This is a genomic window from Methylovulum sp., from assembly GCF_028687615.1.
Taxonomy (GTDB): Bacteria; Pseudomonadota; Gammaproteobacteria; order Methylococcales; family Methylomonadaceae; genus Methylovulum.
On the sequence record NZ_JAQTZU010000003.1, the window covers coordinates 20,758 to 43,210 of the forward strand.

Genomic DNA, 22,453 nt, shown 5'->3' on the forward strand with positions numbered 1-22,453 from the left:
CCATGTTGAACCCTATCATAGCCTGGTCTTTGCGTAACGTTGTTCTAGTTTTGCTGGCAACCTTCGCTGTCGTTATCGGCGGTATTTACGCGGTGTCACAAATGCCGCTGGATGCCCTGCCCGACCTCTCCGACGCACAGGTCATCGTTTACACCGAATACCCTGGACAAGCCCCGCAAGTGGTCGAAGATCAGGTCACTTATCCGCTGACGACGGCGATGCTTAGCGTGCCTCGTTCAAAAGTCGTGCGCGGCTTTTCGTTTTTCGGGGCGTCTTTTGTTTATGTCATTTTTGAAGACGGCACCGACATTTACTGGGCGCGGTCACGGGTTTTGGAATATCTCACCTCACTAAGCGGACGCTTGCCGCGCGGTGCCGCACCACAACTGGGGCCGGATGCGACTGGCGTGGGTTGGGTTTACCAGTACGCGCTGCTGGCGAAAAACCATAGCTTGGCAGAATTGCGCACCTTGCAAGACTGGTTCATCCGCTACCAATTGACCAAAGCCAAGGGCGTGTCCGAGGTCGCCAGTATCGGCGGTTTTGTCCAGCAATACCAGGTCACCGTCGATCCGCATAAACTACAGGCTTACGGCATTTCCTTACGCACGGTCAGCGACGCTATCCGCAACGGCAACCGCGATGTCGGCGGACGGACGATTGAACTGGCGGAAACCGAGTACATGGTGCGTGGGCACGGCTATCTGCGTGGCCGGGCTGATTTGGAACGGCTGGTCCTGAAAGCCGAAAACGGCATCCCGGTGTTGGTGCGGGATGTGGCGCGGGTGGAACTGGTGCCTGATGAACGGCGCGGCATCACCGAGTGGAACGGCGAAGGCGAAGCGGTTTCGGGTATCGCGCTGGCTCGCTACGGTCAGAACGCGCTGGATGTCATCAGCCATGTGAAAGACCGTTTGCGCGAAATCACCGCCGGATTGCCCAATGGCGTCAGTGTGCAAACGGTGTACGACCGTTCCGAGCTGATCCATCGCGCCATCGACAATTTGCGCCATACCTTGCTGGAAGAAAGCGTCGTGGTCGCCGCCGTTTGCGTGATCTTCCTGCTGCATGTACGCAGTGCCTTGGTGGCGATTTTGATGCTGCCGGTCGGCGTGTTGATCGCCTTCATCGTCATGCAGGCGTTGGGGATGAACTCCAACATCATGAGCCTGGGCGGTATCGCCATTGCCATCGGCGCGATGGTCGATGCCGCCATTGTCATGATCGAGAATGCCCATAAGCATCTGGAGCGCGATGCAGGTCGGTTGCCGCGAGCCGAGATATTGCTCAATGCCTGTCAGGAAGTCGGCCCGCCGCTGTTTTTCAGCTTGCTCATTATCACGGTATCTTTTTTGCCGGTGTTTGCGCTGGAAGCCCAGGAAGGGCGGCTGTTCCATCCGCTGGCTTTCACCAAGACTTTTGCCATGGCGGGGGCGGCGCTGTTGTCGGTGACGCTGGTGCCGGTGTTGATGTCGCTATTCGTGCGCGGAAAAATCCCGTCCGAACAGCAAAATCCGATCAACCGGGTGTTGATCTGGATGTACCGCCCTATTATTGCAGCGGTCATGCGCTACAAAAAGCTGACGTTAGTAAGTGCACTACTGATACTGGGTGCAAGTTGGTATCCGGTCTCACAATTAGGTGGGGAATTCATGCCGACGCTGAATGAAGGCACGTTGCTGTTCATGCCGCAGACCTTACCGGGGTTGTCTTCAACCAAAGCCGCCGAATTGCTGCAAACCCAAGACCGTATTATCAAGACCTTTCCCGAAGTCGAATCGGTGTTTGGCAAAGCCGGACGGGCGTTGACCGCCACCGACCCGGCACCGCTGGAAATGTCGGAAACCTTGGTCAACCTTAAGCCTGAATCTACCTGGCGGCCCGGCATGACGGTTGACAAGCTCATTGCCGAAATGGATCAGGCCTTGCAAATCCCCGGTGTCAGCAACGCCTGGACGATGCCGATCAAAAACCGCATCGACATGCTCGCAACGGGTATCCGCACGCCTATCGGCATCAAGCTGTTCGGCAAAGATTTGGCGGAAATGGAACGGCTGGCACAACAGATCGAACAGGCCGTCAAGAATGTCCCCGGCACGACGAGCGCTTATGCCGAACGCATCACGGGCGGATTTTACCTGAACATCACGCCGGATTATGAAGCGTTGGCGCGTTATGGTTTGCAGGTGGGGGATGTGCAGGACATCATCGCCACCGCCATCGGCGGTGAAACCGTCAGCACGATGGTGGAAGGCCGCGAACGTTTTGCCATCAGCGTCCGTTATCCGCGTGAACTGCGCGACAGCCCGCAGGCCATCGCCGAACATATCCTCGTGCCAACGCCTGGCGGGGCGATGATCCCGTTAGGGCAATTGGCGGCGTTAAGTCTGGATAAGGGGCCGCCGGGTATCCGTACCGAAAACGCCTTGCTGTCGGTTTATGTTTATGTCGACATGCGCGGACGCGACATCGGCAGTTATGTGCAGGATGCCAAGCAAATTGTCGGAAAAGCGGTCAAATTTCCTGCGGGCTATTACATCACCTGGAGCGGGCAGTTCGAGTACATGGAACGGGCGAAACAGCGTTTGCAAATGGTGGTGCCGCTCACCTTGGTCATCATTTTCCTCTTGTTGTACCTCAATTTCGGGCGGTTGACCGAAACCCTGATCGTCATGCTGTCAGTGCCGTTCGCCTTGGTCGGCGGGGTCTGGCTGTTGTGGTTTTTGGATTACAACGTCAGTGTGGCGGTCGGTGTCGGCTTCATCGCCCTGGCTGGGGTCGCCGCCGAAACGGGTGTGGTGATGTTGATTTATCTGGATCATGCTTATCGGGAAAAACAGCAGCAATGCCTGGCGGAAGGGCGGGCGTTCACCGAGGGCGACCTTTACTCGGCACTGATGACGGGGGCGGCGGAACGGCTGCGGCCTAAAATCATGACCGTCACCGCGATCATGGCAGGGCTATTGCCAATATTGTGGGGTACAGGCACCGGCTCGGAAGTCATGCGCCGCATCGCCGCGCCGATGGTCGGGGGCATGGTGTCGTCCACATTGCTGACCTTGATCGTCATTCCGGCGCTTTACGCGCTGTGCAAGCAATATTCCATCAACAAACCATCACAATGAAGGAGGTAAAACTGAACGATACTTTACAATCTGAAAAACAATGTTCTTAACTATTGAATTATTTTGGAGAAAAACCATGAAAACCACACGCTTGATCGCCCTGCTTTTAACGCTTGGTTTACTGACCGCTTGCGCCGAGATGAACCCGCATCCGATGGATATGAGCCAAGCCGTGCAAAGCGCATCATCCAAAGCCGATCATGAGGCATTGGCGAAACACTATGAAGAAGCGGCAGCCGAAATGCAGCTTAAGGTGGATGAACACAAGAAATTGCTTAGCCAGTACGAGTCAAAAGGCTATCTCTACGGCAGGCAGGCGGAAGACTTTAAAGTGCATTGCCAAAGGTTGGTTAATATTTATGAGAACGCTGTCCAAGAAAACTTGAGCATGGCAAAACTGCATCGTCAGATGTAAATACATCACGTAAGCGTAGGGGATGAAAGCCTTTTCATCCCCTCGTTTTTTATCAAAAAATTGAAAAAAATTGTTACAATCCAACCTGAGTGGCTATGTTTTGGTCAGTTAAGCAATCGCTCTAATCATAGACTATTACTCAATGTCCAAGTTTTTCATAAAGCCCGCTATGAATAGGGTCACTGCCATTAAGTTAATGGTTTTATGTTTCTCTATGATAGGGACGGCTATTGTCTTAAGGTCATGGTAAATTAATCCGTCCATGGTTCGACAAGCCGAGTGGTCTGAGGACAGGCGAACGGTTAATCCTGCTTGGCTTTAGCAATTACAATGCGGGGTTTATGAAAAACTTGATGACTGATTATTAAAATATCCACTGACTGAATTATTGCCATCCCTATTTGGAACCTCTGTGAAAAATCTTCCCGCAGCGCGTGGCGCATTATTGGCACTGTTGGCGGCACTCTTATTCGGAGCCAGCACGCCACTGGTGCAACGGGCCGGTATTGGCGTGGGGGCTTGGATGACGGCCGCCATGCTGTATTCGGGGGCGGCGATGACGGGGTTATTGCTCCGTTCCGGAGCTACCCAAGAGGCGGCCTTACGGCGGCGCCATTGGCCACGCCTTTTGCTCATGGCCTTATGCGGCGCAGTGATTGGCCCGGCGGCACTTGCCTGGGGGCTGCAACACACGGGCGGCATGGGCGCATCACTGATGCTGACGTTGGAAGCGGTGTTTACCGTGTTGCTGTCTTGCGTATTTTATCGGGAACACATCGACCGCCGTGTGGGGCTGGCAATAGCCTTGCTGACGCTAGGGGGTGGCCTGTTGGTGTTCGACCAGGCAGGGAACGGGAGCCCACAGGTCATCGGTATGCTGGCTGTCATGGGGGCAACCGTCTCATGGGGCATGGACAACACCTTGTCACGGGCGTTAGCCGACCTTGATCCGGGACGGGTGGTTTTAGCCAAGGCCGCAGTGGGCGCGGCCTGCTCATTTGTGGCGGCGGCGGTGTCTGGCGAAACGGACTTGCCTTTGTCTGCCGGTGCGGGGCTTTTTCTGGTCGGGGCGACCGGTTATGGCCTTAGCTTACGTTTCTATTTGCTGGCGCAACGGATGCTCGGTGCCGCCCGTACCGGTTCCGTGTTCGCCACGGCCCCCTTTATCGGTGCGGTAATCGCATTCGGCTTAGGCGAACGGGTGCTAAGCCCCTGGTTGCTGGGAGGGGCGGCGCTGATGGTGACGGGGGTCATGCTGCATATCCTTGAACGGCATGAACATAAGCACAGGCATGACGCGTTAGGGCATGAACACGCCCATGCCCATGATGACGGGCACCATACCCACATCCACGCCACGATGCCAGTAGGGACACACAACCACCGACATACCCATCAGCCAGTGTCGCATAGCCATGCGCACACGCCTGACTTGCACCATACCCATAAGCACTAGCCGGAATGGGAGACTGTTATTTGGTGCCGTGATGTATCCTGAGGTCGGGCACGTATTCTTGTCGAATATTCCCAAATATTATCCGAAAGCCGCCACAGACAATGATTAACTATAAATGGTAACGGCCAATTGGCTTCCGCTCTATTTATCAAGTGGCTGCAAAAAAACGATGGCTGGGTCGGCTATATCATTTTATCTAACAGGCTGTAATTGATTGGCAATGAGGCAGATATTCCCCTATGCCGATGTCCCCATCAGGGTAATGATGATCGGACAGGATACCCGTCCGCTGTCGTTGGCACAGGTTTCGACCAGATTGGACAAGGCCGTTTCCATGGTGCGTAAGCTTTCAATACGCCCACGAATTAAAGCCAGCTTTCTGAGGGCGATTTCTTGTGCTTCCCGGCAATGTTGCCCGTCCTCAAGGCCCAACAACTCCAAAATTTCATCGAGCGAAAAGCCGACTTTCTGGCCTTGTTTAATGAACCGCACCCGTTGTACGTCGCGTTCGCTGTACTGTCGAATGCCCTTGGGCGGCTTCACGGGTTCCACGAGCAGGCCGCGCCGCTGATAAAAACGGATCGTTTCGACATTGACCCCGGCTTTTTTCGCCAGTGCGCCAATCGTGAAGCTTTTTTGTGTCATGGGGCTTGCCTCCGTATATAGGTACGGTGCTTATAATAGACGAACCGTTAAAAAAGAGGTATCCGTGATGAATTCAAAACAAACCCTGGTGGCGGGCGTTCTTGCCGGAATAGGCGCGAGCCTGTGTTGTGTCGCCCCTTTGGTGTTGCTGGGTCTGGGCATTGGCGGGGCTTGGGTGGCCAATCTGGCTGCCTTCGAACCCATGCGCCCGGTGTTCACAGGTCTGGCATTGCTGTTCATTGCCCTGTCGTTCCGTAAGCTCTATCTGACAACCCGGACCTGCGAACCCGGCAAACCCTGTGCCGAGGATAACGTCACCCGTCAGCAGCGCTTCATTTTCTGGGGGGTGACCCTCCCTTTATTGGGGTTGCTGGCGTTCCCCTGGTTCGCCCCGCTGTTCTATTGAGGATCTATTGAAGAAAAAACGATGAAAACTAAAATTCTGTTGTCCTTTTTGACGCTTGCCGTTATCTCCGGCCCGGTTTTGGGAGCGTCACGCACCATCACGCTAGCTGTACACAACATGACTTGCGCCGTCTGCCCGATCACGGTCAAAAAAGCCCTTGAACACGTTTCCGGTGTACAACAGGTATCAGTTGATTATGCAAACAAAGCTGTAACCGTCCAATTCGACGATACCAAGACCACGACGGATAAATTATCCGAAGCGACTACGGAGGCGGGTTATCCGTCTACCCTGAACGGGACGGGAAAATGAATGATGTGGTTCTGGACTCCATCATCACTTGCCCGCACTGCGGCCATGCCGAAACGGAAACCATGCCAACCGATGCCTGCCTGTTTTTCTATGATTGCAGATTTTGCGGAGCCCTGCTTAAACCCCATAAAGGGGATTGCTGCGTATTTTGCTCTTACGGCACGGTTAAATGCCCGCCTATCCAACAATATAAACCCTGTTGCGCCGGATAGGATAAGCCTTTCGGGCAAACCACTAAGGACGGGATCATATGTTGTCGGTCTTCCGTTTAAGAATTATCTAATTCAAAAATGAATTTGATGGGCCGGAATGGCGCTATCGGTCAATGAAGCCTACACCCCTCCATAATCACTGACGGTTGCTTTCGGATAATTTTACCTGGCCGGCTTGTAATGACTGGGGTGGCTGTTTTGACGGGGATGCTCGGCGGGGAATTCAAGTACAGGCCAAAACAAATCAGGACGGGTGCTGCGGCCATATCTGGCATAAAGTGATTGGGGATGGCAAGTCGTGCCTATCTGCGACCCTGCGGGTTACAAGTCAATACGCTTAAATACAACGCTGCTTATTCAACAGGCATTGGCTGTCTTCTGGCCTTTCAATCTGGATTGTGGAATGCCCTATGTTAAAACGGTCATGTAATTGCCGTTGGATTTCAGGCAAAAAACCCTTGCCCACAGCATCGTCATTTGTCTCTAAATGGACAGACAAAGCCACTTCCGTCGTGCTCATAGCCCAGATATGCAAATCATGTATCTGGGAAACATTCTCAAGCCCGGTTAAGTATTTTTTTATTCCCGTTATATCAACACCTTCAGGAACAGAATCTAAGGCAAGATCCAGTGAATCGCGAAGCAAAGACCAGGTGCCAACGAGAATGACAACGGCGATGAAAAGACTGGTTAACGGGTCAAGCAACAACCAGCCTTTATACATGATAATGATACCCGCCACGACAACGCCGAGTGAAACGCCGGCATCCGCCGCCATATGGAGGAACGCCCCCCTAATGTTCAAATCGCGTTTCTGCCCCGACATGAACAGTAACGCGGTGATGGTGTTGATGACAACCCCGATGGCCGCCACGGTGATAACGGTCATCCCCTCAACAGGCCTTGGGTCGTAGAACCGGTTAACGGCTTCCCATGCAATACCGCCCAACGCAACCAGTAAAAATACAGCGCTCACCAAAGAAGCCATGATCGTCACCTTGCGGAAGCCGTAAGTCCTTTTCTCTGTTGCGGATTTTGTTGCCAGCTTACCGGCAACCCAAGCAAGCAACAGGCCTAAGACATCACTTAAATTGTGGCCGGCATCGGCCATCAGGGCGAGGGAACCCGACGCAATCCCATAGCCTGCTTCAATGGCGACGAAACCGGCATTAAGGATAACGCCAACCGCAAAGGCAACCGTGTAATTGCCGACTTGATGGTCGTGATGGTGATGTTCATGAGTATGGGGCATAACCGCTCCTACCGTGTTTTTTAAAGTTGCCCCCGCCATTCTTTGAGTGCGGAACCCATAACGCGAAATGACGAGTTGAGCAACAAGATGACCAGACAGGCTGCGACGAGAATGTCCGGCCACCCCGATTCAAAGAACCCGACAGCCACTGCCGCAATGAACACCGATAGGTTTGATGCGATGTCATTTCTTGAACACTCCCAAACAGAGCTCATATTGATGTCTTCGTTCCTGTGTTTCCACAAAAGAAACAGGCATAGCGAATTTGCTGCCAGACCCACCAAGCTAAAAATGCCCATGACTTCATAAGACGGGAGTTCAGGGACACTAAGCCGAAGAATGATCTGTGCCAGAACCCCGCAAGCCCCGATAAAAATTAAGCCGCCCTTCAATAAGGCGACGCCCGCCTTGGCGGTGGCGCCTTGGGAAACGGCATAGAGGCTTAACCCATACGTTAACGCATCCCCAAGGTTATCCAGGCTGTCCGAAAGCAGGGCTGTTGATTTTCCGTAAAATGCGGCCCCGGCAATGATAACGAACATAACCGTATTGACAACGAGAACGGCTTTCAGCGTCCCACGCTGCCTTCCGCGCAATTTTTCAATCGTACAATTGTTTTCACAACAAGAAGCCATACAAATACTCTCCGTAATAAGGGGGCGGGTCACGAAACGGAAAACGTGCACGCTAAGGCTTTCCGTGCCGACATATTACAATGATTGACATGCCGAACGGTACTACCAAATCTTTGACTGCACTATTGTCAGCAAGTGTCAAAAATATACCGTTCACACTATAAAACTGAATATTTGATCTAAACCGGATTTTAAAAAACTTTTTAAAATGCACTATAAATGCTCTAAATATTTTGATTATTTTTTATCATATTGTTTATTAATTAAAATTCAATAATATCAGTCCAATCCATAATCGGGGCCATGCAAAAAGTCTTGGCTGATTTGGTTTGGGTTGGTTGCTTGAATATTAGTTGGGTTGTTTTGGGGCATGTGCTTGGGTAAGCAGGGTTTAATCAGTGCATATCCTAAGTGATCTAATGGTTGCTTGCATAATGAACAACTGAAATGTATAAATTTTCCCATAAGATCTTGCCTTTCCCTCGCTTTTTCAACGCCAAACCCAATGTCCCCTGAATTTGATTCGAACCGACCAAACTAACTTGATGATTTCATACCATCGTACAGGTTAAATCCAACGGCTATCGGTTATAATCCAATGTTATCATTTAGCCATGCTTTAGTTCCCGTAATAATTTTCCGTGCAAACGACCATGACCCCAGAACAATTCAATAACTATGCCCAACAAGGCTATAACCGCATTCCGGTATGCCGTGAAGTCCTCGCTGATTTGGATACGCCCTTAAGCGCGTACCTGAAATTGGCGGACGGGACTTATTCTTATCTGTTTGAATCGGTACATGGCGGCGAGCAGTGGGGGCGTTATTCGATTATTGGCTTGCCTTGCCAAACCGTGGTCAAAATTACGGGCAAAACCATTCGCGTGGAACAAAACGGTGGGTTGCAGGAATTGCTGGAGCACGATAACCCGTTGGTCTGGATAGAACAATTCAAAGCCCGTTACCAAGTGCCAGATATTGACAGCTTGCCACGTTTTTCCGGCGGTTTGGTCGGCTATTTCGGCTATGAAACCATCGCTTACATCGAGCCGCGTGTCTGCCAACATAACAAACCTGACCCGTTGGGATGCCCGGACATTGTCCTGATGGTGTCCGAAGACCTGCTGGTTTTTGATAATTTGTCCGGCAAAATGCTTTTGTTGACCCATGCCAATCCCGCAGAAAACGAGGCTTATGCCCGTGCTGTGGCGAGGCTGGACGAATTGGCGGTCAAACTGCGGTCGGTACACGTCGATGCCGGACAATTGCACAAACCGAAAACCATAGGGGAAGCGGATTTTGTTTCCGGTTTTACCCAACAAGGTTATGGGGATGCGGTACGCAAGGCCAAGGAATACATCACCGATGGCGACATCATGCAAGTGGTGTTGTCGCAGCGCATGTCCATCCCTTATAGCGCCACGCCGCTGAATTTGTACCGCGCCTTGCGCTGCCTGAATCCTTCGCCTTATATGTTCTACCTGAATCTGGACGATTTTCATGTGGTTGGGTCGTCACCGGAAATTTTGGTCCGTTTGGAAGACAATACCGTAACCGTGCGTCCGATTGCCGGAACCCGCCGCCGGGGCGCGACACCGGAACAAGATTTGGCTTTGGAAAAAGAATTGTTGGCGGATCCGAAAGAAATCGCCGAACATTTAATGCTGATAGATTTAGGCCGCAATGACACCGGGCGGGTCGCAGAAATCGGCAGTGTGCAACTGACCGAGAAAATGATCGTCGAGCGTTATTCCCACGTCATGCACATTGTTTCCAATGTCACCGGCACACTGAAGGCCGGACAAACGGCGTTCGATGTGTTGGCGGCGACGTTTCCGGCCGGTACGGTCAGTGGTGCGCCGAAAATCCGTGCGATGGAAATCATTGACGAGTTGGAGCCGGTCAAGCGCGGTGTCTATTCGGGTGCGGTTGGCTACATTTCCTGGTCAGGCAATTTGGATACTGCGATTGCGATCAGGACGGCGGTGATCAAGGACAATGTCCTGCACATCCAAGTGGGGGCGGGCATTGTTTACGATTCGGTGCCGGCTAGCGAGTGGGAAGAAACCTTAAACAAAGGACGCGCCATTTTCCGTGCGGTCACGATGGCGGAAGCCGGATTATAAGGAGGCGGTATGCAAGCAATAAAAGTGGTCATGATCGACAATTACGATTCTTTCACCTACAACCTGGTGCAGTATTTTGGCGAATTGGGTGCGGATGTCACCGTCGTGCGTAACGACCAAGTCAGCGTCGAGGACATCCGCGCCTTGTCGCCCGATAAAATCGTCATCTCGCCCGGCCCATGTTCGCCTAAAGAAGCGGGTGTGTCCGTGGCGACGATCCAGGCATTCGCCGGCAAAATTCCGCTTTTGGGCGTGTGCTTGGGGCATCAAAGCATCGGTTATGCGTTTGGTGGCGACATTATCCACGCCAAGCGCATCATGCACGGCAAAACCTCGCCCGTTTATCATCATAATATCGGCGTGTTTACCGGCTTGAACAACCCGTTCACCGCCACGCGCTACCATTCTTTGGTGATAGGGCAGGACAGTTTGCCGGATTGTTTGGAAATCACCGCCTGGACGCAAGATGACGCGGGCAATATCGACGAAATTATGGGGGTGCGCCATAAAACCTTGGATATTGAAGGGGTGCAGTTCCATCCTGAGTCGATATTGACGGAGCATGGGCATGATTTGTTGGGTAATTTCCTGAGCAGGTAAAATCTGTTTAAATCATTTGCGGGTAGTTGGCTTTTTAAAATCTTTTTTGTTACGCTCAGGATCATGTGATGGATACAACGGCATCTTCTAGCGGTACGATTATGATTGTTGACGACACGCCGGCGAATCTGGCGTTGTTGTCAGATACGCTCTCTGAAGCCGGTTATCGGGTGTTGGTGGCAACTGACGGGCTTTCGGCAATTGAACAAATTGATTATTTAAAGCCTGACATTATTCTGATGGACGTGGTCATGCCCGGCATAGACGGCTTTGAAACCTGCCGTCGCCTAAAATCCGACCCGTTGACGGCGCTTATCCCCATTTTATTCATGACCGGGCTGAGCGAACTTGACAATTTATTGCGTGGTTTTGATGAAGGTGGTTTGGATTACATCGTCAAACCGATACGCCCGCCCGAAGTTCTAGCGCGGATCGAAGTCCATCTGGCCCAGGCCCGAGCCAGGCAGCGTACCGAAAATGCTTTGAACCATTGTCCATTTTACGCGCTCGCGGTTGACCGGGAAGGCTCCATCACTTGGCTGGCACCTGCCGCCAAAGCCATGTTTACCGATTTTATGCAGCATTGCGGGTTAAGTGTGGGCAGTCTTTTGCCGAAACCGGTGCTCGACTGGTTTCATAACAACCGCCACCATGCTGAGGGTTCAATAGCTGAATACCGTGCTTATGGCGGATTTACCATCAGTATGGGCACTTGCCAGAACGCCGGTGAATATTTGCTGCTACTGAAAAAATGTTGCGGCGAATGGAATTTGGAATCCTTGAAAGATGCGCTGGGGCTGACCTTTCGCGAAGCTGAAATATTGATGTGGATTTCGCGCGGCAAAACCAACAAGGAAGTCGGCTTGATCTTGGAAAGCAGCCATCGCACCGTCAACAAACATCTCGAACACATTTACGAAAAACTGGGCGTGTCCACGCGTGCCGCCGCCGTCGCGATGGTGCTCCAGCGGACTGGCGCGTATAACTAACCCGATAGTTTCACTGCTGGGGCTGGTTATTATTGTTCAAAATTTGTTCTTTATAGTCGGCAGCTTCCGCACTGTTTTTTTCAACCAATTCCTTATATTCTTTTTGTTGGGCATTTACGGCATCCGTGATTTGCTTTATATCCGCGTTAGCCTCTTTAGACAGGCATTCTAAATAAACCGCCGATTCTTTCTGCCAAGCATTCATGGCGGTGGCGCTTTCGTTATACGAGTCGATGCTTTCAAAATCCAGTTCAGGGGCGACCGGTTTGTCGCCGCAGTCGTTGGCCGTCCATCCGCCTTTTTTAATCGTGCCGGCATTAGTATTTAAAAGTGTCATGCACAAGCCGGTAAAAATAGCCACACGGGTTATTGTCATCATTTGATCGTCTCCTGGTTAATGGGTAAGGGCCGTTGCGGGAATTGCTGTGTTTATTTCCAATAGTGTTAGGCTAACGGATATCTTGCGTTTTAGCCAGCCCCCTCTTCCAGGGCTTGTTGTGTGGAAGCCAGCCATTGCGCCGTGTAAGCATTATTAAAACGGACATGTAGCGTTTCTATGTCAGCCAAAAACAGTTTGGCGAGGGCATGGGCAAACGGTTGCGGAATATCAGGATAATCGTGGGAATTGATTCTCTGATGAATCCTGCCGGAAATATGCCGTTCTGAAAAATCCACGTCCAGAAATTGGTAAATGTCTTTGATCAATTCTTGGGGGCTGTCGCGGATTTGATCCTGAAAGCCAATAAAAATCTGTTCGGGCGGATAAAACTTCTCCCAGCGATACAGGTTATTAGTGTAGCGCGAACTTGCCAGATGTTTGGTGTTCTGGATAAATTTTTCAATTTCTTCAGCCGTTATCGTGTGTAGGCCTTTAGCACCGAATCTGGCACTGTGGAACATGGCCAAGTCTGACCACAAGCGGTCAATGGGATTGCGTAGCAAGTAAATGATTTTGCCATTTGGCATCAAGGCATGGACTTTGGCGATGTGCTTTTCGCTCATGATCGCATAACGCGGCGTGATTTCTCCTGCCATCTGCTGGGAATCAGGGGTAAACAGGGAAATATACCAGCGTTGGGTGCGCACTAAAAAATAGTAACGGAAATACCATGACGCCGATTGTTGCTTGGCAAGCACTTTTCGATAATCCCGCAACATACGGTTTTTCGCCCAGTGGCGAATAGGGCGTTCGGGAGCGAACAACAGGAAAAAAAAAGGGATTAAAGGCGGAAAATCAAAGAAATGGATTTCTTTTTCGGGAGGCAGCCAAATGTCAGGATGGATGCGTAAGTTACGGTCTAACCAAGTTGTACCGGACTTTTGTGCGCCGATAACCAAAAAATCAGGGATCATGGGATAGTTGCTGTGCCATCGTAAAAGGGAGTGTTCCATCTTCCCGCGTCATTTGCACAACATCAGCAAACAAAAGTCAAACTGAAGGAACCGCAAAGCGCCGCTTTGTTCTGGGCGGACATTATCGCATATTTTGATGTGCCATCAGGCTAATTTCAGCAGGCAGCCACCCTAGCCGGAATTAAAAATGGAGCCGGAAGGCTCTGTAAGCTAGTTATTCTTCAGTGGAAACATTTTCTGTTTGATTCGAAATAGCTTTAATCCCCCAACGCCCATTTCCGCTGCAAAGCTTTAACATCCAACATTTCCACCGTTTCCCCTTGTACCGCAACCAAATTTTTTCGGCTTGACTGTTGCAATATGCGCGAGAAAGTTTCTGGTCGTACCGACAATCTGGACGCGAGGATTTGCTTGGGTGTCTCCCATTCAAGGACATAAGGGCTGGCGGTGTTGTCGGGCGTGATTGCAACAGAAAGTGAATTACCCGCATACTGGCGTTTTGCAAGGTCAGTTGGTCGATTTGGATCGCGCCGTGCAAGCGGCGGCCCATGCCGCTTGCCCCTGTTGCGTGATTCGGATTTTTTACAGCAAATCGGGAAGACATCATTTAGAATTTAGCGTTTGGTTGTCCCTTTAATTGTAAAAAAACATGAAACTATTTTATAACGGCTTGGCGGCCTTGATGGCTGCCGTTGTGCTAAGTGGTTGCGCCAGCGTAGGCAAAGGCGTGGCGGAAGCGTTTTTGGAAAAACAACAAGCCACTGACACACGGCTATGCGAAATCTGGGGCAAACCCTTTAACGGCCTGGCCCCATATCTGGACAATCAACACGGTAAGATGAAAGTGCTGATGGTGCATGGCGTTGGCAACCATCTTCCAGGATACAGCACTGAATTTGTCGAAAAACTGGCGCGGGAATTGGACTTGCCCGTGATGGCAAGGGAGTACAAAACCATCAGCCTGACCGACCGCTTCAAGCAAGGCAAAGATCTCGGTAACTTGCGGATTACCCGCTTGTTAAGCAAGGACTTGCATAAGGAATTGCTGTTTTACGAATTGGCCTGGTCTGCCATTACCGCAAAGCAAAAAGACGTGCTGGCTTATGACAATTCCGGCGAATATTCTTTCCGCCGCGCCGAAGTCAATGATTTGATGAAGAAGTTTTCAAATAACACCGGCCCCGACCCGATCATTTATTTGGGCGACAGTAGGGAAGATATTCTGGTGTCATTCGCGCAAGCCTTTTGCTGGATGACGAAAAGCAATTGGGACAAATTGCCCGATGATGTCACCCAAGCTTGTTCGTTCAATGATGATTCGGATATATCCAATCTGTTTAACGACCATTATGCTTTTGTTTCGCACAGTCTGGGTAGCCGCATCACGATAGACGGGATGCAGCGCATCGCCTCATTGATCAACAACCGCGATGCAGATTTCAGGGATGCAGTCAGACAAAAAGAAATCCCCGTCTACATGCTTTCCAACCAGTTGCCGATGCTGCAATTGGGGCTTAAATTGCCGGAAGTCAGCAAACAACAAGCGGCGTATTGCCGTCCAAAAGGCGAAAAATACGCCGGACGCATCTTGACCAAAATGCCGTTGATTGCTTTCAGCGACCCCAACGACCTGCTCAGCTATGCGATCCCCCATGGTTTTGTTGATAAATACCTGGATTCGCGGCTTTGTATCGAAGTGACCAATGTCAACATCAATGTCGCGAGTATTTTTGATGCCTTTGGTTTGGGCAAACTAGCCAACCCCCTAGATGCCCATGTCGGCTATGCCAAGGATGATCGGGTCGTTGCACTGATTGCCAAAGGGCTAGGGAATAAGAATACGTCGAAGATTGTTAAGGATAGGTGCCGGTGGGTTGAGACGATTGATTGATTGATACGATTGATTGATACGAATAATGCGGCTTATATTCCAGCAATTTGTTGACTGGAAAAGCCTGTTGGCCCATTATTTTATTTAACATAGCCATGTAGCTTTTCAGGTATCGCCAATGTCAAACCTATTCAGCAACTTACAGCAACAAAGACAAAGCATCCTCGACATAGCCAAACATTACCACGCGGTCAACGTGCGCGTGTTTGGCTCGGTCATTCGCGGTGAAGAGCGGGACGACAGCGATATTGATTTACTGGTGGATTTTCTGCCAGGGACGACATTATTGGATCAAGTCGGTTTAAGCTTGGCATTATCTGATGTATTAGAACGTAAAGTCGATGTGGTCAGCGAACGGTCGTTAAATAAGCCTCTGTCTAAACGCATTCTCAAAGAAGCCGTACTGTTGTGAAAGACCGCTTTTTATTCTCTGTTGGAATGATAGCTTGTCGGGTTTAGACTTTAATCCCCATCAAAACCCCAACATGCGCCGTCACACACTCCCCCAAAGCCTTAAGATTATACCCTCCCTCCAGCACCGAAACCAACCGCCCTTGACAATGACGTTCGGCGATGTTTTTTAAGGCTAGTGTCACCCAACGATAATCGTCTTCAATCAGCCTGATGCCCGACAACGGGTCATCACTATGGGCGTCAAATCCTGCTGAAACCAACAATAACTGGGGTTTGAAATGCTCTAGCGCAGGTAAGATTTGGCTTTGGTATTTCGCCCTGAATTCAACGCCAGTATCGCCCGCTGTCAACGGCACGTTAATCATATTGCCCGCGCCCGTTTCCGAGGGATCGCCCGTGCCTGGGTAATGCGGCATTTCATGGGAGGAGGCGTACAGCACTTGCGGTTGATGGTAAAACGCGGCTTGGGTGCCGTTGCCGTGGTGGACATCGAAATCGACAATGGCAATGCGTTGCAAATGATAGTGTTGGCGGGCGTGTTCGGCGGCGATGGCGATGTTGTTGAACAGGCAAAAGCCCATCGCCTGCATCGGTTCGGCATGATGCCCTGGTGGGCGGACGGCGCAAAAGGCGTTATCGGCGGTGTTGCCCATGACGCGGTCAACCGCATCACAGACCGCGCCCACGGCACGGAAGGCCGCCGTTAGCGAATCGGGCGACAATACAGTGTCTGCGCTTAGATGGCGTGTGCCGTTGGTGGGTAGGGCGGCGCGGAGGTGTTGGATATGCGCCGCCGGATGGATGAGTTGGACTTGCTGTTCTGTCCCCATTGGCGGTGCTACGCGGATGAGTCCGGCAAATTCGGCTTGCGCCAAGGCTTGGTCGATGGCTTTGAGCCTTGCCGCGCGTTCAGGATGCCCCGCACCGGTGTCATGCCGTTGAAAGTCGGGGTGGTTATAGTACAGGGTTCTCATAAGGCCTCACGGATTACAAAAGCCTAGCGACCCAACAGGGTGATGGACGCTAAGCGGCTAATGATCAATCACCGCATCATAACAGAAACTTATCCCCGTTAAAGCCGGGTAAAAAACCCCTTCTCCACCTGGGAGAAGGCTGGGATGGGGGCAAAAATTTGCACCTATAAGCCCCAATCCCACCACAAACCGCAAACCCCATCCAACATCCATAAAATTTTTCACAAAAACGCCGTTATTTTGATGATCACCAACGCCGTGCCTTCCAAGCCATTTTGCTAATGACACCTGCGAATAAAAGACTTATGGAAACTGCCGCAAACACCATCGAAAAATAATTCACTGAAAACCACCCAAGTGTGAGAAATTCACTAACAATGGGGTAAACAAATCACTAGAATCTGGCGGCGTAGCTAGCGGTAAGGTTACGGGCTTTGATGGCTTGCAAGAGATGAACAGAATATAGATATGCAAGCTGTTGGGCTTTGTTATTTTTTGCTCATTCCCAAGCTCCGCTTGGAAACAGATAATTTTCTTAGTTGAGGTAAAAAACATGAAAAAATTTATTCGGCTGTTCTTAATATTACCTTTTGTAATCGCCTTGCTGTTGGCTTATGAAGCAATGGCAACCGAAACGCGAGTACAAGCAGCTAGTGGTTCCGCTGGCGTAGAAATCTCCCTCGCAAGGGCAGAACGGGAAACTCTGCTCGCTCTCGCTCGCGACTTCTTAATTCACCGCAATCAACACCTGATTGTGGGGGGTATGAAAGCGCAACAGGCTCTTCCGTTTCTTTCTGCGGATATGTCGATTCGTAGTGCTCGCGACAACACCACCTTGCAGGATCGCGCTGCCCGCCTTTCCGAGTTAGGCGAGGAGTACACTGGCTTTACCACTGATGTACGGCTCGTGAGTGTACGCAAGGTAAAAAATAAGTTAATCGTACGTATTGAGGAGATGACCGAGTTTGACTACGCGCAAATAAACGGAGACGAACCGCAGTCCACCGGATTCCAAGTCAAGCGCGATTTCATTTTCAAGAAATCCGCACACATTGGATGGATTTTGGAGCGTGTTCAGTATGTGGATAATGGAGCTGCTCCTATAAACGAGGTAAGCGAGGTTATCGAGGTTAACGGATCAGCCACTGGTTCCGAGCAATCACCGTTCCCGACATCGGATGCCCCGATCGATAGCTCGCAACTCAAGGCCAATGAAATCACCGAAAAGCCTGCCAATACAATGCTGGCATCTGCGTACAGCTACTCGGCGATGGCGAACTACGCCAAGAGTTATGCCTATAGCTACAATCCGGCCTACCGCTCTTTTCCTAACGACTGCACAAACTTTATTTCTCAGGCGATGAGCTTCGGCGGCTGGTCAATGGTAGGTGGTTTTTACACACTCAATAGTGCGTGGTGGTACAACTCGATCCATCAATCCTACACATGGGCAGGGGCAGAGAACTGGTACTGGTTTGCAAGAGGGAGCGGGCGAACCTCCTACCTGAGCAATGTTTGGTATATGCTGCTCGCAGATGTTCTGCAGGTAGACTTCGACCGGAACGGTAATATCAATCACACTATGATCGTCACAACTGTTGGGTCATCTGATCTCTACATAACATACCATAGCACCAATACCAGAGATCGCTCGTTGCGCAGCTTTATTACACAGTTCCCGAATGCGTGGTATTACGCTCACCGTACCTGATCAGCCGGGTCGGGCTTTGCCCAGCAAATCAACGGTGGTCAACACCACCACGGCCCATAACGGGTCACTGGTGAGATACCAGAACGGCAGTGATGACAGGGTGGCGGCAAAAAACAGCCAGTCGGTTTTGGTGATAATGTCGGACTGTTTTAAGGCCGCCAAGATGGCAATCAGGATGCTGATCGCGCCGGACACGCCTATCGCCCACACCCCAAATTACCCATGAAAATACATGCGGCTTGATGTGTCCGCGCACAATGTCGTGCATATAGGGGATAAACGCGGTGAAGGTCAGCGCAATCGCCACTGCGCTACAGATGATTTTATAGTCCATTGTGTCAGGGCAAACGCATATAAATTAATTAAACAATCAATAAGTTACAAGGTTCTAGTATCGAGCATGGCTTAAATCAAAAGTGCTGGAACGGGTTTGTAGCCCGTTCCGTAACGATTTAGTGGCTTTTAGCAGGCTTAAAACGTTAAGGATGGGGTCGCCGTGGCACCTAGTGTTGGCTTTCGTGGAAAAATGCCTTAGCTTGATGCGTATGGGAGGAAGCGGCTCTGTGCTTGCCTTTAGGGTTTTATACCCGCATTTTGTAAATGCCCATAAGCCGGAAAAGTCTGTAAACGTTTATCTTCCAAGGGCTTGCCCACAGTAAAATGATACAAGCTTTGGAAGGCATCATCCTTGATTCCCAAAATCTCATGGACGCTGTCATCAAAATAACAGCCTATCCCCGTACCGCGTATGCCTGCTGCTTCGGCTTCCAGATATAAGACTTGCCCGATCAGTCCGCACTCCCAGAATAAACGCCGGTACAGCCACGGCGATAAAGCCAGGGTTTCGCTGAATTCGGCGACCATCGCCACGCTGAACGCGCTGTCGCTGGCAATCGGTTGATGGCAGGACAGGGTTTTGGCGATTTGTTTCACGTCGCCGGAATACAAATGATAAAACGGCAAGGTGCCTGGCTGTTTTTGCCAGTCGAATGAACTCAGCGTCGCCGCCTGTAGTTTTGCCAACGCGGCGTCATCTCTGGGCAACGCATACAAACCGGGTGTTAAGCCTTCCACGCGATGCACAAACAAAAACAAATGGACTTTGGGCGGCCATCGCCAAAAACCGAAGGTGGCGACGCAGGGCAACACGGCGGCCAGCATCCGCTGAAAATCAGCCATCGGCAATGGCGGCATTTTTCCGTCGAACTGCTGTGCGCTGCGGCGTTGACGGATAATTTCCGTGGCGGTTTGGGTGCAGGATGAGGTGGCGGGGAACTGGCAAAGGGCCAGCCATTCTGCTTCTTCCGTATGGGGTTTATGGGCGGCAGTGGCAATTTCATCAATGACCGGCCATTTATAGAAATGATAAGCGCGGAGGCTGTCGGCCTTGCCGTACCAAATCCCTGACTGGGTATTTTCTAACAAGGTATTGATAGTTAAAGCGTTACGCGTAGTTTGTGTGTGTATCCGGCAAACAATGTCGGGTGATTCTTCTTCCAATGGTTTGAAATCGGCTTTACGGTCTAGCCCCAATAAACTGGAAATTTCAGCATCCGAGCATTCTGGCAACAATTCCACCGACCATCCCAGCGTTGCCGCCGCATAGTGCAATGCGCCCAAGGCATGGCCGGTATCGTGTTGGCAATAACGGTAGGCCCGCTCGCCATATTTCCAGGCTTCCCGCCAGTGGACGGACGATAAGCCGATGAGGATGTCCGTGTGCTCGGCGGTATCAGAAAACAGGCAGCGTTGCTCAAGGCAATGGTCGTGGCTGACATAATGGTGGACGCCTGGCTGGATAATGCCGTTGCCGGTGCTGATGACATAGGCTTCGGTCGGATGCAGGTTGCCGCTGGAGGGGTTGCAGCGTAAAGACCAACGGCTGGGGCCAAATTCTTTCCAGGCCGACAAACCGAACGCCAATTCCAGCAACAAACCCAGGCTTTCCAAGTTTAATGGCAAAGCGTCTATGGATTGGGGATTATCAAGATCGGTAAACAGCGGTTTGAGTGCTTGGCCCGGCATCGGCAAGGCGATTGTTTCACACCCGGAAAACCGCCGGAATTGGTCAGGCTGGTCTTCCCAGTCTATCGTTTCCGGGCCTTTGGCATAGCGTTGCAGGGTATGCTTGGTGCGGTGATGGTAATTCAGGACGGTTTCGGTGTGTGGATTCATCAGGCTGTCACTTTAATTAATAGGGTTTGTTGCGGCAAAGGCCCGATGGCTGTCTGATAAATATTATAAATTTATCTAAAATCAAACGGTAGGCCAGAAAAAATTAAATCATCAAAATCATCTTGACGGCTTCTTTTGGGGATTTTGTAAGTTTTTAACCAGGCTTTAAAGGTCGTTGCATTGTCGAAATACGCAAGGTCTTTTTTGATGCGGGCTATCAGGTTTTCGACTTCGCGTGTGTCCTGTTCTAGGTTCAACACCAATTGCTTGGGTGATAACTGAGCGTAATAGGGCATTTGTAACTCAAGTTTGAAAGCCTCTTCGATTTGAAATATTTCTTGATCCAATTCAGCCAGTTGGTCTTTAAGGATTTTATTGAAATATTTCAAGCGGCTGTCAGCCATCTGGCTTAAGTGCGCGAGGTCAATTTGCTCGATTTCCAATTGCAATTCCAGCAGTTGCAACAAATCTTTTTTGCCATAAGCGGTATTGACGCGCTGCATCAATTCGGTTTTGCGTTCACGTTCGGCTTCATCCGGTTCGCGGTCAGGATGCAGCACGGCGACCAATTTGCGGTAAACCTCTTGCACGGATTTGCTTGCCAACGCCTCTTCCTCTTGTTGGCGGGCTTCTTGTGCCAATTGCTTTTTGGTTTTTTTAGGTTGATGGGGCGTTTGTTCTTGGGCTTGCGTTGCTGATTGCTCGCGCAGTTTTTCTTGCAAATACGCCTGGAATTTCTCCGGCGAACTGAGATCGACATCATCCTCCAAATCCACATCAAGCATTTCTTTGGCGAGGCCTTTCATCAGTTCGCCAACCGCCGCGTCAGTTTCTTGTTTAATGGTGTCAAAATCCTCATCGCCATATTTGTTGAACAAGGCTTTCACTTCATCGGTTTCCATTTCGACCAATAAATCCTCGCACACGTCGATGATCAAATGCTTGATTTTGGCTTTATCGGTCTTTTTGAACAAGGGTTGGTCGTGAAACGTGTCCAACAACTTTATCCACTCCAATTGGTGCTGGTTCAGCGTTTCCACTAAGGGATCGTATTCTTGCCCGACTTTTTGATGGTAAGAGGGGATGGTTTCCTTCCATTCCCGCAGTAAATTTTTTTGCCGGTCAATTTTTTTGCTCAGGCTATTAAATTGTTTTTGTGCGGCGGATAAGGTTTTTGCCTGGGCTTTAGGTTTAACTTGGACGACTTTATTGTTGGCTTTGGTCATGGTGATAATCTCATGGATGCGGGAAACATGGACGCTAGTTACAGCCAGAATCCATGAGCATTATTTTACCAAACAATCTTATTGGCTAATTGACCAATCTCGGTTCCACCATCAAATCATCAATCCAGCAACCGACCGGATTGCCCAAATTCATTTCCTTATCTTCAAAGCGCACCAAATAAACGCTACGTTCGGGTTGTTCTTCGACATGGCCTATCATCGTGATGACGCCGCGTGTGCCAGCATCCGCCAATACTTCGCCCTCGTTGCCGCCGGGGATTGAGCCATCATCAGTGATGGTGGCCGCCGCATAGACAATATCGCCTATATCCAAATCTTCTACTCTCATGTCATTTCTCGCTGATGGTGTGTTTTTTGTAGTAAAGCTTACAAAATCGGATGGATTGTCTTATGTAAGCTATCTGCCACCCGTGGCATTTAACTATTATTTTTCTTATATCAATAGCTTATAAAAATAAAAATATGATGGCACACAGGTTGCTTAAAGTAATAACAAGAACGATGCCAACCCTTTC

Annotated in this window: 23 protein-coding genes; 12 read left to right on the forward strand and 11 right to left on the reverse strand. The window is 50.5% G+C overall.

The window, feature by feature from the left end; translation table 11 throughout:
• Nucleotides 1-2: 2 nt before the first annotated feature.
• The 3 genes from PHH59_RS02400 (at nucleotide 3) to PHH59_RS02410 (ending at nucleotide 4,996) form a co-directional block, all read left to right on the forward strand.
• A complete protein-coding gene (locus PHH59_RS02400; RefSeq protein ID WP_300010658.1) occupies nucleotides 3-3,125 on the forward strand; it encodes an efflux RND transporter permease subunit in 3,123 nt (1,040 codons plus the stop codon).
• A gap of 76 nt (nucleotides 3,126-3,201) precedes the next feature.
• Nucleotides 3,202-3,540, forward strand: a complete 339-nt coding sequence (locus tag PHH59_RS02405; RefSeq protein ID WP_300010661.1) for a hypothetical protein — start codon at nucleotides 3,202-3,204, stop codon at nucleotides 3,538-3,540.
• Nucleotides 3,541-3,952: 412 nt separating this feature from the next.
• Entirely contained in the window at nucleotides 3,953-4,996 is a 1,044-nt protein-coding gene (locus tag PHH59_RS02410) for a DMT family transporter (RefSeq protein ID WP_300010664.1), read from the forward strand.
• Between the two features lie 237 nt (nucleotides 4,997-5,233).
• Here the strand turns inward: PHH59_RS02410 and merR are convergent, their stop codons facing one another.
• Nucleotides 5,234-5,641, reverse strand: a complete 408-nt coding sequence (merR, locus tag PHH59_RS02415) for an Hg(II)-responsive transcriptional regulator (RefSeq protein WP_300010667.1) — start codon at nucleotides 5,639-5,641, stop codon at nucleotides 5,234-5,236.
• Between the two features lie 67 nt (nucleotides 5,642-5,708).
• Between merR and PHH59_RS02420 the strand changes: the two genes are divergently transcribed.
• Genes PHH59_RS02420 through PHH59_RS02430 form a run of 3 tightly spaced genes read left to right on the forward strand, consistent with a single transcriptional unit; the run spans nucleotide 5,709 to nucleotide 6,571 of the window.
• The gene (locus PHH59_RS02420; RefSeq protein ID WP_300010670.1) at nucleotides 5,709-6,047 is read left to right on the forward strand and encodes a mercuric transporter MerT family protein; all 339 of its coding nucleotides are present in this window, start codon (nucleotides 5,709-5,711) and stop codon (nucleotides 6,045-6,047) included.
• A 21-nt stretch (nucleotides 6,048-6,068) separates the two neighbouring features.
• The gene (merP, locus tag PHH59_RS02425) at nucleotides 6,069-6,359 is read left to right on the forward strand and encodes a mercury resistance system periplasmic binding protein MerP (RefSeq protein WP_300010673.1); all 291 of its coding nucleotides are present in this window, start codon (nucleotides 6,069-6,071) and stop codon (nucleotides 6,357-6,359) included.
• Nucleotides 6,356-6,571 (forward strand): GDCCVxC domain-containing (seleno)protein, encoded by a 216-nt coding sequence (locus PHH59_RS02430; protein ID WP_300010676.1) that lies wholly within the window; start codon nucleotides 6,356-6,358, stop codon nucleotides 6,569-6,571. The genes merP and PHH59_RS02430 overlap by 4 nt, the downstream gene beginning before the upstream one ends.
• Nucleotides 6,572-6,908: 337 nt before the next feature.
• Here the strand turns inward: PHH59_RS02430 and PHH59_RS02435 are convergent, their stop codons facing one another.
• The gene (locus tag PHH59_RS02435) at nucleotides 6,909-7,823 is read right to left on the reverse strand and encodes a cation diffusion facilitator family transporter (RefSeq protein WP_300010679.1); all 915 of its coding nucleotides are present in this window, start codon (nucleotides 7,821-7,823) and stop codon (nucleotides 6,909-6,911) included.
• A 20-nt stretch (nucleotides 7,824-7,843) separates the two neighbouring features.
• Entirely contained in the window at nucleotides 7,844-8,458 is a 615-nt protein-coding gene (locus tag PHH59_RS02440) for a cation transporter (RefSeq protein WP_300010682.1), read from the reverse strand.
• Between the two features lie 653 nt (nucleotides 8,459-9,111).
• Here PHH59_RS02440 and trpE point away from each other — a divergent pair.
• From trpE to PHH59_RS02455, 3 genes are all read left to right on the forward strand, one after another.
• Entirely contained in the window at nucleotides 9,112-10,584 is a 1,473-nt protein-coding gene (gene trpE, locus PHH59_RS02445) for an anthranilate synthase component I (RefSeq protein WP_300010685.1), read from the forward strand.
• A 9-nt stretch (nucleotides 10,585-10,593) separates the two neighbouring features.
• Complete coding sequence (locus tag PHH59_RS02450; protein WP_300010687.1) at nucleotides 10,594-11,184, forward strand: aminodeoxychorismate/anthranilate synthase component II; 591 nt, start codon at nucleotides 10,594-10,596, stop codon at nucleotides 11,182-11,184.
• Between the two features lie 68 nt (nucleotides 11,185-11,252).
• Nucleotides 11,253-12,173, forward strand: coding sequence for a response regulator transcription factor (locus tag PHH59_RS02455; protein WP_300010690.1), 921 nt, complete (start codon nucleotides 11,253-11,255; stop codon nucleotides 12,171-12,173).
• Nucleotides 12,174-12,183: 10 nt separating this feature from the next.
• Here the strand turns inward: PHH59_RS02455 and PHH59_RS02460 are convergent, their stop codons facing one another.
• The 3 genes from PHH59_RS02460 to PHH59_RS16880 all read right to left on the reverse strand — a co-directional run bounded on the left by PHH59_RS02460 (nucleotide 12,184) and on the right by PHH59_RS16880 (nucleotide 13,918).
• Complete coding sequence (locus PHH59_RS02460; RefSeq protein ID WP_300010693.1) at nucleotides 12,184-12,552, reverse strand: hypothetical protein; 369 nt, start codon at nucleotides 12,550-12,552, stop codon at nucleotides 12,184-12,186.
• Nucleotides 12,553-12,641: 89 nt separating this feature from the next.
• Nucleotides 12,642-13,526: a sulfotransferase gene (locus tag PHH59_RS02465; protein ID WP_300010696.1), complete on the reverse strand. Its 885-nt coding sequence runs from the start codon at nucleotides 13,524-13,526 to the stop codon at nucleotides 12,642-12,644.
• Nucleotides 13,527-13,783: 257 nt separating this feature from the next.
• Nucleotides 13,784-13,918 carry a hypothetical protein gene (locus PHH59_RS16880; protein ID WP_366904448.1) on the reverse strand — a complete coding sequence of 45 codons (135 nt, stop codon included), beginning with the start codon at nucleotides 13,916-13,918 and terminating at the stop codon, nucleotides 13,784-13,786.
• A 257-nt stretch (nucleotides 13,919-14,175) separates the two neighbouring features.
• Between PHH59_RS16880 and PHH59_RS02470 the strand changes: the two genes are divergently transcribed.
• Together PHH59_RS02470 and PHH59_RS02475 are read left to right on the forward strand one after the other, a co-directional pair.
• Nucleotides 14,176-15,417 carry a hypothetical protein gene (locus PHH59_RS02470; RefSeq protein WP_300010698.1) on the forward strand — a complete coding sequence of 414 codons (1,242 nt, stop codon included), beginning with the start codon at nucleotides 14,176-14,178 and terminating at the stop codon, nucleotides 15,415-15,417.
• 118 nt (nucleotides 15,418-15,535) lie between these two features.
• A complete protein-coding gene (locus PHH59_RS02475; protein WP_300010701.1) occupies nucleotides 15,536-15,829 on the forward strand; it encodes a nucleotidyltransferase family protein in 294 nt (97 codons plus the stop codon).
• Nucleotides 15,830-15,872: 43 nt separating this feature from the next.
• On the opposite strand, the gene PHH59_RS02480 is transcribed toward PHH59_RS02475, so the two are convergent.
• Nucleotides 15,873-16,805, reverse strand: coding sequence for a histone deacetylase family protein (locus tag PHH59_RS02480; protein WP_300010704.1), 933 nt, complete (start codon nucleotides 16,803-16,805; stop codon nucleotides 15,873-15,875).
• A 553-nt stretch (nucleotides 16,806-17,358) separates the two neighbouring features.
• Between PHH59_RS02480 and PHH59_RS02485 the strand changes: the two genes are divergently transcribed.
• Entirely contained in the window at nucleotides 17,359-18,516 is a 1,158-nt protein-coding gene (locus tag PHH59_RS02485) for an amidase domain-containing protein (RefSeq protein WP_300010706.1), read from the forward strand.
• On the opposite strand, the gene PHH59_RS02490 is transcribed toward PHH59_RS02485, so the two are convergent.
• The 4 genes from PHH59_RS02490 to PHH59_RS02505 form a co-directional block, all read right to left on the reverse strand.
• Nucleotides 18,517-18,726, reverse strand: a complete 210-nt coding sequence (locus PHH59_RS02490; protein WP_300010709.1) for a hypothetical protein — start codon at nucleotides 18,724-18,726, stop codon at nucleotides 18,517-18,519.
• 363 nt (nucleotides 18,727-19,089) lie between these two features.
• Nucleotides 19,090-20,691, reverse strand: a complete 1,602-nt coding sequence (locus tag PHH59_RS02495) for a SagB/ThcOx family dehydrogenase (protein WP_300010712.1) — start codon at nucleotides 20,689-20,691, stop codon at nucleotides 19,090-19,092.
• Between the two features lie 71 nt (nucleotides 20,692-20,762).
• A complete protein-coding gene (locus PHH59_RS02500; RefSeq protein WP_300010714.1) occupies nucleotides 20,763-21,917 on the reverse strand; it encodes a hypothetical protein in 1,155 nt (384 codons plus the stop codon).
• 85 nt (nucleotides 21,918-22,002) lie between these two features.
• The gene (locus tag PHH59_RS02505; protein ID WP_300010717.1) at nucleotides 22,003-22,266 is read right to left on the reverse strand and encodes a nitrogen fixation protein NifZ; all 264 of its coding nucleotides are present in this window, start codon (nucleotides 22,264-22,266) and stop codon (nucleotides 22,003-22,005) included.
• Nucleotides 22,267-22,453 lie beyond the last annotated feature (187 nt).

Coding starts and splice junctions, on each gene's coding strand:
- PHH59_RS02400 (WP_300010658.1), top strand. CDS start 3: ATGTTGAACCCTATCATAGCCTGGTCTTTGCGTAACGTTGTTCTAGTT.
- PHH59_RS02405 (WP_300010661.1), top strand. CDS start 3,202: ATGAAAACCACACGCTTGATCGCCCTGCTTTTAACGCTTGGTTTACTG.
- merR (WP_300010667.1), bottom strand. CDS start 5,641: ATGACACAAAAAAGCTTCACGATTGGCGCACTGGCGAAAAAAGCCGGG.
- PHH59_RS02420 (WP_300010670.1), top strand. CDS start 5,709: ATGAATTCAAAACAAACCCTGGTGGCGGGCGTTCTTGCCGGAATAGGC.
- merP (WP_300010673.1), top strand. CDS start 6,069: ATGAAAACTAAAATTCTGTTGTCCTTTTTGACGCTTGCCGTTATCTCC.
- PHH59_RS02430 (WP_300010676.1), top strand. CDS start 6,356: ATGAATGATGTGGTTCTGGACTCCATCATCACTTGCCCGCACTGCGGC.
- PHH59_RS02435 (WP_300010679.1), bottom strand. CDS start 7,823: ATGCCCCATACTCATGAACATCACCATCACGACCATCAAGTCGGCAAT.
- PHH59_RS02440 (WP_300010682.1), bottom strand. CDS start 8,458: ATGGCTTCTTGTTGTGAAAACAATTGTACGATTGAAAAATTGCGCGGA.
- trpE (WP_300010685.1), top strand. CDS start 9,112: ATGACCCCAGAACAATTCAATAACTATGCCCAACAAGGCTATAACCGC.
- PHH59_RS02450 (WP_300010687.1), top strand. CDS start 10,594: ATGCAAGCAATAAAAGTGGTCATGATCGACAATTACGATTCTTTCACC.
- PHH59_RS02455 (WP_300010690.1), top strand. CDS start 11,253: ATGGATACAACGGCATCTTCTAGCGGTACGATTATGATTGTTGACGAC.
- PHH59_RS02460 (WP_300010693.1), bottom strand. CDS start 12,552: ATGATGACAATAACCCGTGTGGCTATTTTTACCGGCTTGTGCATGACA.
- PHH59_RS02465 (WP_300010696.1), bottom strand. CDS start 13,526: ATGATCCCTGATTTTTTGGTTATCGGCGCACAAAAGTCCGGTACAACT.
- PHH59_RS02470 (WP_300010698.1), top strand. CDS start 14,176: ATGAAACTATTTTATAACGGCTTGGCGGCCTTGATGGCTGCCGTTGTG.
- PHH59_RS02475 (WP_300010701.1), top strand. CDS start 15,536: ATGTCAAACCTATTCAGCAACTTACAGCAACAAAGACAAAGCATCCTC.
- PHH59_RS02480 (WP_300010704.1), bottom strand. CDS start 16,805: ATGAGAACCCTGTACTATAACCACCCCGACTTTCAACGGCATGACACC.
- PHH59_RS02485 (WP_300010706.1), top strand. CDS start 17,359: ATGAAAAAATTTATTCGGCTGTTCTTAATATTACCTTTTGTAATCGCC.
- PHH59_RS02495 (WP_300010712.1), bottom strand. CDS start 20,691: ATGAATCCACACACCGAAACCGTCCTGAATTACCATCACCGCACCAAG.
- PHH59_RS02500 (WP_300010714.1), bottom strand. CDS start 21,917: ATGACCAAAGCCAACAATAAAGTCGTCCAAGTTAAACCTAAAGCCCAG.
- PHH59_RS02505 (WP_300010717.1), bottom strand. CDS start 22,266: ATGAGAGTAGAAGATTTGGATATAGGCGATATTGTCTATGCGGCGGCC.